The 16,966-nt window shown below is 55.1% G+C and carries 14 protein-coding genes and 5 tRNA genes; 15 read left to right on the top strand and 4 right to left on the bottom strand.

Features of this window, described 5'->3' with window-relative positions:
• Nucleotides 1-54: 54 nt before the first annotated feature.
• The gene (locus F0319_RS14460; protein ID WP_149367245.1) at nucleotides 55-717 is read right to left on the bottom strand and encodes an OmpA family lipoprotein; all 663 of its coding nucleotides are present in this window, start codon (nucleotides 715-717) and stop codon (nucleotides 55-57) included.
• A gap of 213 nt (nucleotides 718-930) precedes the next feature.
• Between F0319_RS14460 and F0319_RS14455 the strand changes: the two genes are divergently transcribed.
• Nucleotides 931-3,210, top strand: a complete 2,280-nt coding sequence (locus F0319_RS14455; protein ID WP_240168104.1) for a molybdopterin guanine dinucleotide-containing S/N-oxide reductase — start codon at nucleotides 931-933, stop codon at nucleotides 3,208-3,210.
• Here the strand turns inward: F0319_RS14455 and F0319_RS14450 are convergent.
• Together F0319_RS14450 and tag are read right to left on the bottom strand one after the other, a co-directional pair.
• Complete coding sequence (locus F0319_RS14450) at nucleotides 3,173-3,619, bottom strand: N-acetyltransferase (RefSeq protein ID WP_149367243.1); 447 nt, start codon at nucleotides 3,617-3,619, stop codon at nucleotides 3,173-3,175. The two genes, F0319_RS14455 and F0319_RS14450, sit on opposite strands and share 38 nt — an antisense overlap.
• On the bottom strand, nucleotides 3,597-4,178 hold the full coding sequence (gene tag / locus F0319_RS14445) for a DNA-3-methyladenine glycosylase I (RefSeq protein WP_111964349.1): 582 nt from the start codon (nucleotides 4,176-4,178) through the stop codon (nucleotides 3,597-3,599). Before tag ends, F0319_RS14450 begins: the two co-directional genes overlap by 23 nt.
• A gap of 162 nt (nucleotides 4,179-4,340) precedes the next feature.
• Between tag and F0319_RS14440 the strand changes: the two genes are divergently transcribed.
• The 9 genes from F0319_RS14440 to dppF all read left to right on the top strand — a co-directional run bounded on the left by F0319_RS14440 (nucleotide 4,341) and on the right by dppF (nucleotide 14,906).
• On the top strand, nucleotides 4,341-5,039 hold the full coding sequence (locus F0319_RS14440) for an autotransporter domain-containing protein (RefSeq protein WP_115876658.1): 699 nt from the start codon (nucleotides 4,341-4,343) through the stop codon (nucleotides 5,037-5,039).
• A gap of 238 nt (nucleotides 5,040-5,277) precedes the next feature.
• Nucleotides 5,278-6,480: an L-lactate MFS transporter gene (locus tag F0319_RS14435; RefSeq protein ID WP_115876657.1), complete on the top strand. Its 1,203-nt coding sequence runs from the start codon at nucleotides 5,278-5,280 to the stop codon at nucleotides 6,478-6,480.
• A 239-nt stretch (nucleotides 6,481-6,719) separates the two neighbouring features.
• Nucleotides 6,720-8,414, top strand: a complete 1,695-nt coding sequence (eptB, locus tag F0319_RS14430; protein ID WP_111964352.1) for a kdo(2)-lipid A phosphoethanolamine 7''-transferase — start codon at nucleotides 6,720-6,722, stop codon at nucleotides 8,412-8,414.
• Between the two features lie 91 nt (nucleotides 8,415-8,505).
• Nucleotides 8,506-8,582 (top strand) — tRNA-Pro (locus F0319_RS14425).
• 620 nt (nucleotides 8,583-9,202) lie between these two features.
• Complete coding sequence (gene dppA / locus F0319_RS14420; RefSeq protein WP_111964353.1) at nucleotides 9,203-10,810, top strand: dipeptide ABC transporter periplasmic-binding protein DppA; 1,608 nt, start codon at nucleotides 9,203-9,205, stop codon at nucleotides 10,808-10,810.
• A gap of 160 nt (nucleotides 10,811-10,970) precedes the next feature.
• The gene (gene dppB, locus F0319_RS14415) at nucleotides 10,971-11,990 is read left to right on the top strand and encodes a dipeptide ABC transporter permease DppB (protein ID WP_008502770.1); all 1,020 of its coding nucleotides are present in this window, start codon (nucleotides 10,971-10,973) and stop codon (nucleotides 11,988-11,990) included.
• A gap of 9 nt (nucleotides 11,991-11,999) precedes the next feature.
• On the top strand, nucleotides 12,000-12,902 hold the full coding sequence (gene dppC, locus F0319_RS14410; RefSeq protein WP_111964354.1) for a dipeptide ABC transporter permease DppC: 903 nt from the start codon (nucleotides 12,000-12,002) through the stop codon (nucleotides 12,900-12,902).
• A 10-nt stretch (nucleotides 12,903-12,912) separates the two neighbouring features.
• Nucleotides 12,913-13,896 carry a dipeptide ABC transporter ATP-binding protein gene (gene dppD / locus F0319_RS14405; RefSeq protein WP_149367242.1) on the top strand — a complete coding sequence of 328 codons (984 nt, stop codon included), beginning with the start codon at nucleotides 12,913-12,915 and terminating at the stop codon, nucleotides 13,894-13,896.
• The gene (dppF, locus tag F0319_RS14400) at nucleotides 13,893-14,906 is read left to right on the top strand and encodes a dipeptide ABC transporter ATP-binding subunit DppF (RefSeq protein WP_032644494.1); all 1,014 of its coding nucleotides are present in this window, start codon (nucleotides 13,893-13,895) and stop codon (nucleotides 14,904-14,906) included. Before dppD ends, dppF begins: the two co-directional genes overlap by 4 nt.
• Nucleotides 14,907-14,949: 43 nt before the next feature.
• On the opposite strand, the gene coaA is transcribed toward dppF, so the two are convergent.
• On the bottom strand, nucleotides 14,950-15,900 hold the full coding sequence (gene coaA, locus F0319_RS14395) for a type I pantothenate kinase (protein ID WP_021242480.1): 951 nt from the start codon (nucleotides 15,898-15,900) through the stop codon (nucleotides 14,950-14,952).
• Nucleotides 15,901-16,217: 317 nt separating this feature from the next.
• On the opposite strand from coaA, the gene F0319_RS14390 reads away from it, so the two are divergent.
• From F0319_RS14390 to F0319_RS14370, 5 genes are all read left to right on the top strand, one after another.
• A tRNA-Thr gene (locus F0319_RS14390) sits at nucleotides 16,218-16,293 on the top strand.
• 8 nt (nucleotides 16,294-16,301) lie between these two features.
• A tRNA-Tyr gene (locus tag F0319_RS14385) sits at nucleotides 16,302-16,386 on the top strand.
• Between the two features lie 117 nt (nucleotides 16,387-16,503).
• Nucleotides 16,504-16,578: transfer RNA gene (locus F0319_RS14380), tRNA-Gly, on the top strand.
• Between the two features lie 6 nt (nucleotides 16,579-16,584).
• Nucleotides 16,585-16,660 (top strand) — tRNA-Thr (locus F0319_RS14375).
• 118 nt (nucleotides 16,661-16,778) lie between these two features.
• The coding region (locus F0319_RS14370; RefSeq protein ID WP_044347782.1) for a GTP-binding protein at nucleotides 16,779-16,966 on the top strand (188 nt) is incomplete at its 3' end.

The following is a 16,966-nucleotide window of genomic DNA, read 5'->3' as shown; positions in this document are numbered from 1 at the left end:
GGGGCTTGATGCCCTCACCCCGACCCTCTCCCACTGGGAGAGGAGGAAATGCAATTACTGAATTGGGCTCAACGTAATCTCAACGCGGCGGTTCTGCGCTTTGCCTTCCGCCGTGCTGTTGCTGGCGATAGGGTTGGCAGGGCCCATGCCGCTGGTGCGGATGCGGTTTGCTTCAACGCCCTGAGTGATGAGCGAGCTGGCCACGGCGTCGGCGCGCTGCTGGGACAGACGCATGTTCAGATCCTGGCTGCCGGTGCTATCGGTATAGCCCATCACGTTCACGGCAGTCTTGTTGTACTCTTTCAGCACCATTGCCACGCCGGTGAGCGTGTTCGCACCTGCTGGTTTCAGCGTTGCGCTGCTGCTGTCGAAGGTCACGTTGTTCGGCATGTTCAGGATGATGCTATCGCCGCTGCGCGTCACGCTCACGCCGGTTCCCTTCATTTTGTCGCGCAGCTTCGCTTCCTGCACATCCATGTAATAACCAACGCCGCCGCCCAGCGCCGCGCCCGCCGCTGCGCCAATCAGAGCGCCTTTGCCGCGGTCTTTCTTGGAGGAGGAGAGCGCCCCAACGCCTGCGCCGACCAGCGAGCCGATACCCGCGCCAATGCCGGATTTACCCGCTTCGCGTTCACCGGTGTAAGGGTTGGTTGTGCAGCCAGAAACAGCCAGGGCACCGCTCACCAGAGCGGCAATAACGAGTACGCGTTTTTTCATCTTCTTTCCTTAATCCTTTTTATTCTTTGCCACGGCGAGCGTGGCAGTTGATTATGACGTCCAGATACGGAGAAAATTCCGGGTATAACTCTGAAATTTGTGACAAACCATAAACTGCCTCAGCAAAGAAGGCCGTAAAACCTGCACGCAACCAGGAGCGCACGCTTGAGCACCTCAACGAAAACCATTCTGACCGCCGCCCACTGGGGTCCGATGCTGGTCGAAACCGATGGCGAAAATGTTCTGTCGTCCCGCGGGGCACTGCCAACCCAACATCCCAACTCGTTACAGACTGTCGTTCGCGATCAGGTGCATAGCAAAACGCGCGTGCGCTGGCCGATGGTGCGTAAAGGTTTTCTGGCCTCGCCGGACAAGCCGCAGGGTATTCGCGGTCAGGATGAGTTTGTTCGCGTGAGCTGGGATGACGCGCTGGCGCTGATCCACACCCAGCACAAGCGCATCCGCAACAGCTACGGTCCGTCGTCCATTTTCGCCGGGTCCTACGGCTGGCGTTCAAACGGCGTGCTGCACAAAGCCTCGACGCTGCTGCAGCGCTACATGAGTCTGGCGGGAGGCTATACCGGTCATCTGGGGGATTACTCCACCGGCGCGGCGCAGGCGATCATGCCATACGTCGTGGGCGGGAACGAAGTGTACCAGCAGCAGACCAGCTGGCCGCTGGTGCTGGAGCATACCGATGTGGTCGTGCTGTGGAGCGCTAACCCCCTTAACACGCTGAAAATTGCATGGAATGCCAGCGACGAGCAGGGCATTGGGTATTTCGACGCGCTGCGCAAAAGCGGCAAGCGCATCATCTGCATTGACCCGATGCGTTCTGAAACCATGGATTTCTTTGGCGACAGCGCCGAGTGGGTTGCCCCGCATATGGGCACCGACGTGGCAATGATGCTGGGTATCGCCCATACCCTGGTGGAGAACGGCTGGCACGATGTCGAATTCCTGACGCGCTGTACCACCGGTTTCGATAAATTCGCCGACTACCTGACGGGTCAATCCGATGGGATTGCGAAAACGGCAGAGTGGGCGACAAATATTTGTGGCGTTCCTGCGGAGAAAATCCGCGAACTGGCGGCGTTGTTCCATAAAAATACCACGATGTTAATGTCCGGCTGGGGAATGCAGCGCCAGCAGTTTGGCGAGCAAAAACACTGGATGCTGGTGACCCTTGCCGCGATGCTTGGGCAGATCGGCACGCCGGGCGGTGGTTTTGGTCTCTCCTATCACTTTGCTAACGGCGGCAACCCCACGCGTAAAGCGGCGGTGCTGGCGTCTCTGCAGGGCTCGGTGCAGGGCGGCGTGGATGCCGTGGATAAAATCCCGGTGGCGCGTATTGTTGAAGCCCTTGAAAACCCCGGCGGTTTTTATCAGCACAACGGTCTGGACCGCCATTTCCCGGACATTAAATTTGTCTGGTGGGCGGGCGGGTCGAACTTCACGCACCATCAGGATACCAACCGCCTGATCCGCGCCTGGCAAAAGCCGGAGCTGGTGGTGATTTCCGAGTGCTTCTGGACCGGTTCAGCTAAGCATGCAGATATCGTGCTGCCGGCGACCACCTCGTTTGAGCGTAACGATCTCACCATGACCGGTGACTACAGTAACCAGCATATGGTTCCGATGAAGCGCGTAGTGGCCCCGCGAGATGAAGCACGTGATGATTTTGAGGTGTTTGCTGAACTGAGCGAACTGTGGGAAACGGGCGGCCGCGAGCGTTTCACCGAAGGGAAAAGCGATCTGCAATGGCTGGAGACCTTCTACCAGATTGCCGGACAGCGCGGTGCGGCGCAGGGCGTAACGCTTCCGCCATTCGCTGAGTTTTGGGAGGCGAACCAGATTGTCGAGATGCCGGAGAGCGAGCAGAACGCGAAGTTTGTCCGTTTTGCCGATTTCCGCCGCGACCCCGAGAACCACCCGCTGAAAACAGAGAGCGGAAAGATCGTGATTTACAGTGAGCGCATCGCCAGCTTTGGCTATGCCGACTGCCCGCCGCACCCTACCTGGCTCGAGCCGGATGAGTGGCACGGCAACGCCCAGCCGGAACAGCTGCAGGTGTTGTCTGCGCATCCCGCGCACCGTCTGCACAGCCAGCTTAACTATACGTCCCTGCGCGAGCAGTATGCGGTCGCCGGACGAGAGCCGATCGCGCTGAATACCCTCGATGCGAAAGCGCGCGGGATTGCGGACGGCGACGTGGTGCGCGTCTGGAACTCGCGCGGGCAGGTGCTGGCAGGGGCGGTGGTGAGCGACGGGATTAAACCGGGCGTGATCTGTATTCATCAGGGCGCATGGCCCGACCTTGAGCCCGCCGAGGGCGGTATCTGTAAAAACGGGGCGGTTAACGTGCTGACCAAAGATCTCCCCAGCTCGAAGCTGGGGAATGGTTGCGCAGGGAACACGGCGCTGGCCTGGGTCGAGAAATATGAGGGGCCCGAGCTTACCTTAACGGCGTTTGATCCGCCTGCCAGCTCATGATCCATGTCGGGTGCTGAGTATCATCCTGCCAGGCGCTGTCTTCAATGCGAAAGCCCTGAGCATGGTAGAAATTCACCGCCCGGACATTTTTCTGGTACACCTCCAGGGTTAAGTGCGAGAAGCGCTGTTGAACATGGTTCAGCAGCGCGCGCCCGATGCCTTTCCCGATGCATGACGGCGCCACAAACAGGGCGCCGACAAACTGAGACTGCATCACGCTGATAAATCCGCAAGGTTCGCCGTCCTGTTCCCAGACCCAGGTTTCTGCAGACGGCAGGTAAACGTCCCGCACCATAGCCTCGTTCTCTTTCCAGTAACCCGGCTCGATAAACGGATGCGCTTCCGTGGTGCTTTCAAGCCATAGGCTCAAAAGCGGCGCGGTATTCTCATTTTGCCATTTGCGGATCATGATGGCCTCCCGGATGACAGAAGCAGCCGGTAACGTGGTCATTGACCAGGCCACAGGCCTGCATAAAGGCGTAGCAGATGGTGGAGCCGACAAACTTAAAGCCGCGTTTTTTCAGTGCTTTCGAGAGCGCATCCGAGGCCGGGGTGGAGGCCGGGATTTCCGCGAGCGTGGCGGCCTGGGTGAGTTGCGGTTTGTTGTTCACAAACGTCCAGACAAAATCTGAAAATGATTCGCCGTTTTGCTCCATCGCCAGGTAAGCGCGTGCGTTACCGATGATGGCCTGGATCTTACCGCGATGGCGGATGATGCCGGCGTCCTGCACCAGTCGTTCCACATCTTCATCGGTCATCGCGGCGACGGCGACAGGATCGAACTGATGGAAAGCGTTGCGGTAATTTTCACGTTTTTTCAGTACCGTAATCCATGATAACCCCGCCTGCTGGCCCTCCAGGCAGATCATCTCGAAGAGCTTTTTGCCATCCCTTTCCGGCACGCCCCATTCCCGATCGTGATAGTCGATATAAAGCTGATCCTGGCTTACCCAACCGCAACGTTCCATCCGTCATCTCCCTTATTGATACTGATTTCGCAAAAATTTCGTTCTGACTGGCTTGACGTGTTTACTATAAAGACAATAGTTAATACAGGGCCATATGCTCTCTAAGCTCTTCCTGAATAACGACAAATATCGCCGAATTCGGCTCTCTCTGGGGTCGCGTTGATGATGATAAAAAAAATCAGTGGTCGCCATGCTGCTTCTGGCCTGGTGGGAATTTCAGCCTGCCTGTTCTTTTGTAATACAGCGTCTGCCTGGCAACAGGAATATATCGTTTCAGACGCCCAGAATAATACGGCGGAACGCTATACATGGGACGCGGATCACCAACCGCGTTATGAGGATATTCTGGCTGAGCGTATTCAGTCTTCGCAGAACGCGCCGGGACTTGCCCTGAATATACCGTCTGGCAGAACGACGGAGGGGGCAATGAGCGTGGGCTGGAATTTTCCCGTTTCAGCACGCATCACCACCGGCCCGGTGGTGGCATGGCGGTACGACGGCACGACTCCCATGATGATCAACGAGTTTGGTGATAGCGCGTCGACGCAAGCAATTACCGACCCGCTCTGGCATGCCAGCGTCAGCACGCTGGGGTGGCGCGTGAATACCCAGTATGGCGATCTCCGTCCGTGGGCGCAGATTAGCTATAACCAGCAGTTTGGTGAAAACCAGTGGAAATCGCAGTTTGGCATGCCGCAAACGCCAGCTCCTGCCCAAAACGGTAGCTGGATGGATGTCACCGTGGGAACGGATATTCCCTTTAACACGCGCATGGCGGCCTATGCGTCGCTGGCTCAGGGGGAGCACACCACCACCGGTGAGGAGTTTTTATACACACTCGGCGTCAGCGCAAATTTCTAGAGTTGTTACTTTTTTAAACGTTACGGTAACATCTCGAATACAATAACCACGGGCTTTACAGTGATAGCAGATACTAACATGCTATCGCTTTATTCCCGTGCCAGGTCATTCATTCCCGATTCCAGGCATTTCATTCCGTTCCGCCTGCATTTCATGCCGTTTTACCCCAGGTGTTTTAAGGTTTTGTTTATCGTTGTCCTCAGCGAACTTCCTTAATTTCTCTTGCAGGACAACTGCCATGAACACATCAACCTATAACCGCACGCGCTGGCTCACGCTCTTTGGCACCATCGTCACTCAGTTTGCATTGGGGTCGGTCTATACCTGGAGCCTGTTCAACAGCGCGCTTTCCGACAAACTCGGCGCGCCGGTCAGCCAGGTCGCGTTCTCCTTTGGTTTGCTGAGCCTGGGTCTGGCGATTTCGTCTTCCGTCGCGGGTAAGCTGCAGGAGCGTTTTGGCGTGAAGCGCGTGACCATGGCGTCCGGCATCCTGCTGGGTCTGGGCTTTTTCCTGACGGCGCATTCCAGCAATCTGATGATGTTGTGGCTGAGCGCCGGCGTGCTGGTGGGGCTGGCCGATGGCGCAGGTTACCTGCTGACCCTGTCGAACTGCGTGAAGTGGTTCCCGGAGCGTAAAGGTTTAATCTCCGCGTTTGCCATCGGCTCTTATGGCCTGGGCAGCCTCGGGTTCAAATTTATCGACTCCCATCTGCTGGCGTCCGTCGGCCTCGAAAAAACCTTTATGATCTGGGGCGCAATCGTGCTGGTGATGATTCTGTTCGGCGCCACGCTGATGAAAGATGCGCCGCAGCAGGAGGTCAAATCCGTGAACGGCGTGGTGGAGAACGACTTCACCCTCGCGCAGTCCATGCGTAAGCCACAGTACTGGATGCTGGCGGTAATGTTCCTGACTGCCTGCATGAGCGGTCTGTATGTTATCGGCGTGGCGAAGGATATCGCGCAGGGCATGGTGAAGCTGGATGCGGCCACGGCGGCGAACGCGGTGACGGTCATCTCCATTGCCAACCTCTCCGGTCGTCTGGTGCTCGGTATTCTGTCTGACAAAATTGCCCGCATCCGCGTGATTACGATTGGGCAAGTGGTCTCGCTGGTCGGTATGGCGGCGCTGCTGTTCGCTCCGCTGAATGAAGCTACCTTCTTTGCGGCGATTGCCTGCGTGGCCTTTAACTTCGGTGGCACCATTACCGTCTTCCCGTCACTGGTGAGCGAGTTCTTTGGCCTGAACAATCTGGCGAAAAACTACGGCGTTATCTATCTGGGCTTCGGGATCGGCAGTATCTGCGGCTCGCTGATTGCCTCCCTGTTCGGCGGGTTCTACGTGACCTTCTGCGTAATATTTGCCTTGCTGATTATCTCGCTGGCGCTCTCAACCACGATTCGCCAGCCGCAGCGCGAAGTATTCAAAGAAGCGCATGCGTAAGCGGTATGAAAGAGGCCTCTGTGGCCTCTTTTGTCTTTATGCGAGACGCTTCCCGTCTCGATATTTTGTAAAAATTTACACCGATCACACTCTCTGCTGCCACTTTTCTCTCCCGCTGTGGTCTACTTACCGCGCTTGTAGACGTTTCTCATAACGCTTCCTTACGCATTTACTTACTCTGTCCGCTTTCTCTTTGAGATTCGACGGGTCTTTATACCCCTTCCCCCAGGGTTGTTTGCATGAAATACATTAGGTCTCTTACCCAGCAAAGATTGTGTCTGATGCTGGCTGTCTATATCGGATTATTTCTGAATGGCGCGGTACTGTTCAGAAGAGTGGAAGGTTATTTCGAAAACCTTACCGTAAGTAATTGTATTTTTGCCGCAATTGAAGTGTTCGGCTCCGTCCTCGCTACCTTCTTCCTCTTACGCCTGCTGTCCCTGTTTGGCCGACGTACATGGCAAATTTTGGCCTCGCTGGTGGTGATTATTTCTGCCGCCGCAAGCTATTACATGACCTTTATGAACGTGGTCATTGGGTACGGTATAGTTGCCTCGGTGATGACCACGGATATCGATCTCTCGAAAGAGGTGGTAGGGAAAGGCTTTATTGTCTGGACGGTTTTAACCTGTCTGATCCCGCTGTTCTTTATCTGGAACAATACGTGCCGCTATACGCTGTTACGCCAGCTGCGCACGCGTGGACAGCGGATCCGCAATATCGTTGTCGTCCTGCTGGCCGGTCTGCTGGTATGGGCACCTATCCGCCTGATGGAAACGCAGCAAAAACGCGTCGAAAAAGCGACGGGCGTGGATATGCCAAGCTATGGCGGCGTGGTGGCAAACTCCTATTTGCCGTCTAACTGGCTGTCAGCGTTAGGTCTGTATGCCTGGGCGCAGGCGGATGAATCCGGTGATGTGAAGTCGCTGATCAATCCACTGAAAAAATTCACCTACCAGCCACCAGCCGACGGGCTTGATGATACGTACGTCGTTTTTGTCATTGGCGAAACGACGCGCTGGGATCATATGGGCATTCTCGGCTATAACCGGGATACCACGCCAAAGCTGGCGCAGGAGAAGAACCTGTTGGCGTACCGGGGTTACTCCTGCGATACCGCGACCAAGCTTTCGCTGCGCTGTATGTTTGTTCGCGAAGGCGGTGCAAGCGATAACCCGCAGCGTACGCTGAAAGAGCAAAACGTCTTTGCCGTGCTGAAGCAGCTTGGATTTAGCTCAGACCTGTTCGCCATGCAAAGTGAGATGTGGTTCTACACCAATACCCTGGCAGATAATATCGCGTACCGTGAGCAGATTGGCGCCGAACCGCGTAACCGCGGTAAAAACGTCGACGACATGCTGCTGCTGGAAGAAATGTCGCAATCCCTCAAGAACCATCCGCAGGGTAAGCATCTGGTTATTCTGCATACCAAAGGGTCGCATTACAGCTATTACCAGCGCTACACGCGTGATTTCGCGAAGTGGCAGCCTGAGTGCGTGGGCATTAATAAAGACTGCAGCAAGCAGGAGCTGATCAATGCCTATGATAACTCGGTGCTGTATGTGGATACCTTCCTGAGCCGGGTGATCGACCAGCTGCGCGATAAGAAAGCGATTGTGATTTATGCGGCAGACCACGGTGAATCTATCAACGAGAAAGAGCATCTGCACGGTACGCCGCGCAAGCTGGCACCGCCTGAACAGTTCCGCGTGCCGATGATCATGTGGATGTCGGATAAGTACCTGGAAAACCCGGAGAAGGCGAAGATGTTTGCTCAGCTGAAGAAAGAGGCGGAGATGAAGGTGCCGCGTCGTCACGTTGAGCTGTACGACACCATTATGGGTTGTCTCGGCTATACCTCACCGAACGGTGGGATTAACGAAAACAACAACTGGTGTAAACTCCCTGCTAACAGCGTAAAAGCCGCGCAGTAGCTGCTCTGGCGAGAATATCGCCAGTTGAATGGCTTTTTGAAAATAAGGGATTGACGGGGGCGCACCTCAGCAGTAAGATGCGCTCCGCATTCGGCGAGTAGCGCAGCTTGGTAGCGCAACTGGTTTGGGACCAGTGGGTCGGAGGTTCGAATCCTCTCTCGCCGACCACATTCTGAAAAGGGCTAACCGCAAGGTTAGCCCTTTTTGCATTATGACCTTATCCCGTCAGAGTATCCAAAACGCCCCTTAGGTCCGCTTCTTCCTGCCTGTTAACGATTTTGTGACATAATCCATTGTATTTTTTTATATATAGATTGATCTTTTTTCGCGTTGCTTATGGATAACCTCAGCATTTTTCGCTGTGCGTTTTAGCGTTCATGGAATTTAGTGCTCAGATAATCACCATTCTGCAAGAAAATTTACCCATTCTGAATAAAAGTTAATCACTGATTGTTGCGAAATATGAAGAGACTTGTGCTGCAGGATAGCGAGTAGCATAAATTTCCCTGCTGAAAACTGGCATACATAGTTTTTTTAATCTTTGTTTGCGGTTTCTCACACTCAGCGTAAATCCCCGTCACCTGTATTGACGTTTTCACATTCTGTTGACAGATTGTAGGGCATGAGGGGCATTTCAGGGACGATCTGCGCTGCAACTCAAACGCTCTTCTGAAAGGATTCTCCATCCCTTTAAAGCCTTCGGGCATCACCGACCGGACCGGGTAAAAAATAAATAAAGGTCTGGCGGCGTAACACAACAAAGCAAAACATCACATTGGAGCAGAATAATGAGTATTTCCTTGAAGAAGTCAGGGATGCTGAAGCTTGGTCTGAGCCTGGTGGCTATGACCGTGGCAGCAAGCGTACAGGCAAAAACCCTGGTTTACTGTTCTGAAGGCTCGCCGGAAGGCTTTAACCCACAGCTCTTTACCTCTGGTACGACTTACGACGCAAGCTCTGTACCGATCTATAACCGTCTGGTTGAATTCAAAACCGGTACCACGGAAGTGATTCCGGGGCTGGCAGAGAAGTGGGACGTCAGCGAAGACGGCAAAACCTATACCTTCCACCTGCGCAAAGGCGTGAAGTGGCAGGACAGCAAAGAATTCAAACCAACGCGCGACTTTAACGCCGACGACGTTGTGTTCTCCTTCGATCGTCAGAAAAACGCGCAGAACCCGTACCACAAAGTGTCTGGCGGCAGCTATGAATACTTCGAAGGGATGGGCCTGCCGGATCTGATTTCTGAAGTGAAGAAAGTGGACGACAATACCGTTCAGTTCGTGCTGACGCGTCCGGAAGCGCCGTTCCTGGCTGACCTGGCCATGGACTTTGCTTCAATTCTGTCCAAAGAGTACGCGGACAACATGCTGAAAGCCGGTACGCCGGAAAAAGTCGACCTGAACCCAATCGGTACCGGTCCATTCCAGCTGCTGCAGTACCAGAAAGACTCCCGCATTCTGTACAAAGCGTTCGAAGGCTACTGGGGCACCAAGCCGCAGATCGACCGTCTGGTCTTCTCCATTACGCCTGACGCTTCCGTGCGTTATGCAAAACTGCAGAAAAACGAATGCCAGGTTATGCCATACCCGAACCCGGCTGACATTGCCCGCATGAAGCAGGACAAGAACATCAACCTGCTGGAGCAGGCTGGCCTGAACGTGGGCTATCTCTCCTTCAACACCGAGAAGAAACCGTTTGATGACGTGAAAGTGCGTCAGGCGCTGACCTACGCGGTGAACAAAGAAGCGATCATCAAGGCGGTTTACCAGGGCGCTGGCGTTGCAGCCAAAAACCTGATCCCACCAACCATGTGGGGCTATAACGACGACGTTAAAGACTACAGCTACGATCCTGAGAAAGCGAAAGCGCTGCTGAAAGAAGCGGGCCAGGATAAAGGCTTCACCGTCGAGCTGTGGGCGATGCCGGTACAGCGTCCGTACAACCCGAACGCACGCCGCATGGCAGAAATGGTTCAGGCTGACTGGGCTAAGATTGGCGTTCAGGCCAAGATTGTGACCTACGAGTGGGGCGAGTACCTGAAGCGCGCCAAAGCGGGTGAGCACCAGGCAGTCATGATGGGCTGGACCGGTGATAACGGGGATCCGGACAACTTCTTCGCCACCCTGTTCAGCTGCGCGGCGGCAAAAGACGGTTCTAACTACTCTCGCTGGTGCTACAAGCCGTTTGAAGACCTGATCCAGCCGGCACGTGCGACGGACGATCACAACAAACGTATTGAACTGTACAAGCAGGCTCAGGTTGTTATGCACGATCAGGCTCCGGCGCTGATTGTTGCTCACTCCACCGTGTACGAGCCAGTGCGTAAAGAAGTGAAGGGCTACGTGGTTGATCCACTGGGCAAACACCACTTCGAGAACGTATCTGTTGAATAATAAGTAGGGTGTTTTCCCTCTCCCTCCGGGAGAGGGCAGGGGTGAGGGGCGTGCATGCATCCCCTCACCCTCATCTTCTCTCAAGGGAGAAGAAATTTACATTTGTGAGCAATACAGACGTCACGCCACTGGTCGTGCGTCATCAGAGAGAATCCGGGTTATGTTGCAGTTCATCCTCCGACGTCTGGGACTTGTTATCCCCACGTTTATCGGTATCACCCTTCTCACTTTTGCCTTCGTCCATATGATCCCCGGCGACCCGGTAATGATTATGGCGGGCGAGCGTGGTATTTCCCCTGAGCGCCATGCACAGCTGCTGGCTGAACTCGGTCTCGATAAGCCGATGTGGCAGCAGTATCTCCACTATATCTGGGGCGTGCTGCACGGTGATTTAGGGATTTCGCTGAAAAGCCGTCTTCCGGTGTGGGACGAGTTCGTGCCGCGTTTTAAAGCGACGCTGGAGCTTGGCGTCTGCGCCATGATTTTCGCTACTGCGGTAGGTATCCCGGTTGGGGTACTGGCAGCCGTTAAGCGTGGCTCTATTTTTGACCATACCGCCGTGGGCCTGGCGCTGACCGGCTACTCCATGCCTATCTTCTGGTGGGGCATGATGCTGATCATGCTGGTCTCGGTGCAGCTTAACCTGACCCCGGTCTCCGGGCGCGTTAGCGATATGGTCTTCCTGGATGACTCCAACCCGCTCACCGGCTTTATGCTGATTGATACGGCTATCTGGGGCGAGGAGGGCAACTTCATGGATGCCGTCGCGCACATGATCCTGCCTGCCATGGTGCTGGGGACCATTCCTCTGGCGGTGATCGTGCGTATGACCCGTTCATCGATGCTGGAAGTGCTGGGTGAGGATTACATCCGCACCGCGCGCGCCAAGGGCCTGACGCGCATGCGCGTCATTATCGTCCATGCGCTGCGTAACGCCATGCTGCCGGTGGTGACCGTTATCGGTCTCCAGGTGGGGACGTTGCTGGCGGGGGCGATTCTGACCGAAACCATCTTCTCCTGGCCGGGCCTGGGCCGCTGGCTGATTGACGCGCTGCAGCGCCGTGACTATCCGGTTGTGCAGGGCGGTGTACTGCTGGTCGCGACGATGATTATCCTCGTCAACCTGCTGGTCGATTTGCTGTACGGCGTGGTGAACCCGCGTATTCGTCATAAGAAGTAAGGGACCATCATGTCACAAGTCACTCAAAATAAAGTGGTCGCTGCACCGGTTCCGATGACTCCGCTGCAGGAATTCTGGCACTACTTCAAGCGCAATAAAGGTGCGGTAGTAGGGCTGGTGTATGTCGCTATCATGATCCTGATTGCGGTGTTTGCGAACTTCCTCGCACCGTATAACCCGGCGGACCAGTTCCGCGATGCGCTGCTCGCGCCACCTGCGTGGCAGGACGGCGGTAGCCTGGCGCACCTGCTCGGTACCGATGACGTGGGCCGCGATGTGCTGTCGCGTCTGATGTACGGCGCGCGCCTGTCGCTGCTGGTCGGCTGCCTGGTGGTGGTGCTCTCCCTGATTATGGGGATCGTTCTCGGCCTGGTTGCCGGTTACTTCGGCGGTATCGTTGATAACATCATCATGCGTATCGTCGACATTATGCTGGCGCTGCCAAGCCTGCTGCTGGCCCTGGTGCTGGTGGCGATCTTTGGTCCGTCGATCGGTAATGCCGCCCTGGCGCTGACGTTCGTGGCGCTTCCTCACTATGTACGTTTAACCCGTGCGGCGGTGCTGGTGGAAGTGAACCGCGATTACGTTACCGCCTCTCGTGTGGCGGGGGCCGGTGCGATGCGCCAGATGTTCGTGAATATCTTCCCTAACTGCCTTGCGCCGCTGATCGTTCAGGCGTCGCTCGGTTTCTCTAACGCCATTCTTGATATGGCCGCTCTTGGCTTCCTGGGCATGGGTGCGCAGCCGCCAACACCGGAGTGGGGCACCATGCTCTCCGACGTGTTGCAGTTCGCACAAAGCGCCTGGTGGGTTGTCACCTTCCCGGGTCTGGCAATCCTGCTGACGGTGCTGGCATTTAACCTGATGGGTGATGGCCTGCGTGATGCGCTTGATCCCAAACTGAAGCAGTAAGAGGCACGAGATGGCGTTATTAAATGTAGATAAATTATCGGTGCACTTCGGCGATGAAGGCACCCCGTTTCGCGCCGTGGACCGCATCAGCTATAGCGTAAATCAGGGCGAAGTGGTTGGCATTGTCGGGGAGTCCGGTTCCGGTAAGTCGGTGAGTTCACTGGCGATCATGGGGCTGATTGATTACCCGGGCCGCGTGATGGCGGAAAACCTACAGTTCAACGGTCAGGATCTGAAGCGCATTTCTGAAAAACAGCGCCGCCAGCTGGTTGGCGCCGAAGTGGCGATGATTTTCCAGGATCCGATGACCAGCCTTAACCCCTGCTACACCGTTGGTTTCCAGATTATGGAAGCGATTAAGGTGCATCAGGGTGGGAATAAGAAAACCCGTCGCCAGCGCGCGATCGATCTGCTGAACCAGGTAGGTATTCCTGACCCGGCATCGCGCCTGGACGTTTACCCGCATCAGCTCTCCGGTGGGATGAGCCAGCGCGTGATGATCGCGATGGCGATTGCCTGTCGGCCAAAGCTGCTGATTGCGGATGAACCGACGACGGCGCTGGATGTGACTATTCAGGCACAAATCATCGAACTGCTGCTGGAGCTGCAGCAGAAAGAGAATATGGCGCTGGTGCTGATTACGCACGATCTGGCGCTGGTGGCCGAAGCCGCGCACAAAATCATCGTGATGTATGCGGGCCAGGTGGTTGAGACCGGAAATTCTCACGATATTTTCCGCGCGCCGCGTCACCCGTATACCCAGGCGCTTTTACGCGCGCTGCCGGAGTTTGCTCAGGACAAAGCGCGTCTGGCGTCGCTGCCGGGTGTGGTGCCGGGTAAATATGACCGTCCGCAGGGCTGTCTGCTCAATCCGCGCTGTCCATATGCGACGGACAAATGCCGGGCGGAGGAGCCAGATCTGAACCTGCTGGCTGATGGTCGTCAGTCGAAATGCCACTACCCACTCGATGATGCCGGGAGGCCAACACTATGAGTACGCAACAGGCCACCACGCAACAGCCGCTGTTGCAGGCCATCGACCTGAAAAAATACTACCCGGTGAAGAAGGGACTGTTTGCCCCTGAACGCCTGGTGAAAGCGCTGGACGGCGTCTCCTTTAACCTCGAACGCGGTAAAACGCTGGCGGTGGTGGGAGAGTCAGGCTGCGGGAAATCCACGCTGGGCCGTCTGCTGACGATGATTGAAGTGCCGACCGGCGGTGAGCTCTATTATCAGGGGCAAGATCTACTCAAGCACGATCCGCAGGCGCAGAAGCTGCGTCGCCAGAAAATCCAGATTGTGTTCCAGAACCCGTATGGTTCGCTGAACCCGCGTAAAAAAGTGGGACAGATTCTGGAAGAGCCGCTGCTGATTAACAGCAATCTGAGCAAAGAGCAGCGCCGTGAAAAAGCGCTGGCGATGATGGCGAAGGTCGGCCTCAAAACCGAGCATTACGATCGCTATCCGCACATGTTCTCCGGTGGCCAGCGTCAGCGTATTGCTATCGCGCGCGGGCTGATGCTCGATCCGGACGTGGTGATTGCCGATGAGCCGGTCTCCGCGCTCGACGTATCCGTACGTGCGCAGGTGCTGAATCTGATGATGGATCTGCAGCAGGAGCTGGGGCTGTCTTACGTGTTCATCTCCCATGACCTGTCGGTAGTGGAGCACATTGCTGATGAAGTGATGGTGATGTACCTGGGGCGCTGCGTGGAGAAGGGGACCAAAGACCAGATCTTTAATAATCCTCGTCACCCGTATACCCAGGCGCTGCTGTCTGCGACGCCGCGTCTGAACCCGGACGATCGTCGTGAGCGTATTAAGCTGACGGGTGAACTGCCAAGTCCGCTGAATCCGCCTCCGGGATGTGCATTCAACGCCCGCTGCAGCCGCCGCTTTGGCCCGTGCACCCAGCTCCAGCCGCAGCTGAAGGATTATGGCGGCCAGCTGGTTGCCTGCTTCGCGGTCGATCAGGATGAAAATGGCGAGAAGCCACACGCATAACGAAAAAAACCGGCGTTAAGCCGGTTTTTTTATGTCTGATTGATTATTTCCGCAGGCGAATCTGGTCGACGGCGTGCTTCTCGCTCTTGGTGAGGATCAGGCTCGCACGCTCGCGCGTCGGCAGGATGTTCTCTTTGAGGTTGACGTAGTTGATCTCATTCCACAGTCCCGTGGCCACGTTGATCGCTTCTTCTTCAGAAAGCTGAGCATAGTGGTGGAAATAGGAATCCGGATCGGTGAATGCCCCTTCACGGAACTTCAGGAAGCGGTTGATGTACCAGTTCTGCAGCAGGTCTTCCGGCGCATCGACATAAATAGAGAAATCGACGAAATCCGAGACAAAGACGTGATGCGGATCGTGAGGATAGTCCATGCCGCTTTGCAGCACGTTGAGACCTTCCAGAATGAGAATATCCGGCTGGACCACCGTCTTATCCCCACCCGGGATGCGATCGTAGATCAGGTGCGAATAGACCGGCGCCGTCACGTGAGGCACGCCGGATTTCAGATCGGAGACAAATTTTACCAGACGGTGCATATCATAAGAGAGCGGGAAGCCTTTCTTCTTCATCAGCCCGCGTTCTTTTAATACTTCGTTTGGATGCAGGAAGCCGTCGGTCGTGATCAGCTCCACGCTGCGGTGTTCCGGCCAGCGGCTCAACAGCGCCTGCAGGACGCGTGCGGTGGTACTTTTACCCACGGCCACGCTGCCTGCGATACTGATGATATAAGGAATGCGTTGACCGTTCGTCCCGAGAAACTGCTCCAGCACCGCCTGACGACGCAGGTTCGAGCTGATATAGAAGTTAAGCAAGCGCGAGAGGGGGAGATAAATTTCTGCCACTTCTTCAAGGGACAGATCTTCGTTTATCCCTTTTAACCGTGCGATTTCACCTTCCGTCAGCGTCATAGGGACGGAATCACGCAGGGCAGCCCACTGGCTGCGGTTAAAGTGAAGATAAGGCGTCATTAACGTTTGCTCTTTTTTGCTCATAAGCATGCTTCAGTGAGCCAGCATTAAACTGCCGGATCGTGGCTCATCACACAGTTAATTTTGGACAATGGGCAGGAGGTTAACACCAGATGACAGGAATAATAAGAAAAAAGATGGAAAGCGCTGCGTTACGCGGAGGCCGTCACGCTACGGTGTTTACAGTGCAAATACCCCTTACATGTTGATTATTTGACCGTGAATGACTACTTTTACAGCGCTCAACACGCTGTTAGCATAAAATGTGAGCGAAAGAACGTTTTATGCAAATTTTTAGTTGCATGACCGCGCAGGTATCCATAGAATGCGCGCTACTTGATGCCGACTTAGCTCAGTAGGTAGAGCAACTGACTTGTAATCAGTAGGTCACCAGTTCGATTCCGGTAGTCGGCACCATCAAGTCCGGTGGGGTTCCCGAGCGGCCAAAGGGAGCAGACTGTAAATCTGCCGTCACAGACTTCGAAGGTTCGAATCCTTCCCCCACCACCACTTTCTGGCAGCGTAAATGCCGCCGGAGCTGGTTGGAAAAATTAGCCAGCTCAAACTGAAAAAGAGAGAAATCTCTTTTTTTGTTACAGAAAGAACTGGGTAGCCGAGTTTCAGGATGCGGGCATCGTATAATGGCTATTACCTCAGCCTTCCAAGCTGATGATGCGGGTTCGATTCCCGCTGCCCGCTCCAATACGTGCTGATATGGCTCAGTTGGTAGAGCGCACCCTTGGTAAGGGTGAGGTCCCCAGTTCGACTCTGGGTATCAGCACCACTTCACTTCTCCTTCCCGTTTCTCTCTGTTTCAATTTTACTGTATTCAACAATTCAGGCATTTCGCCTGGTTGATGTGGTGATATCACCGATTTATCCGTGTCTTAGAGGGACAATCGATGTCTAAAGAAAAGTTTGAACGTACAAAACCGCACGTTAACGTCGGTACTATCGGCCACGTTGACCATGGTAAAACAACGCTGACCGCTGCAATCACTACCGTTCTGGCAAAAACCTACGGTGGTTCTGCTCGTGCATTCGACCAGATCGATAACGCACCAGAAGAAAAAGCTCGTGGTATCACCAT

The organism is Enterobacter vonholyi, assembly GCF_008364555.1.
In the GTDB taxonomy this organism is placed as follows: Bacteria; Pseudomonadota; Gammaproteobacteria; order Enterobacterales; family Enterobacteriaceae; genus Enterobacter; species Enterobacter vonholyi.
This window is presented reverse-complemented; position numbering and strand designations above follow the sequence as displayed.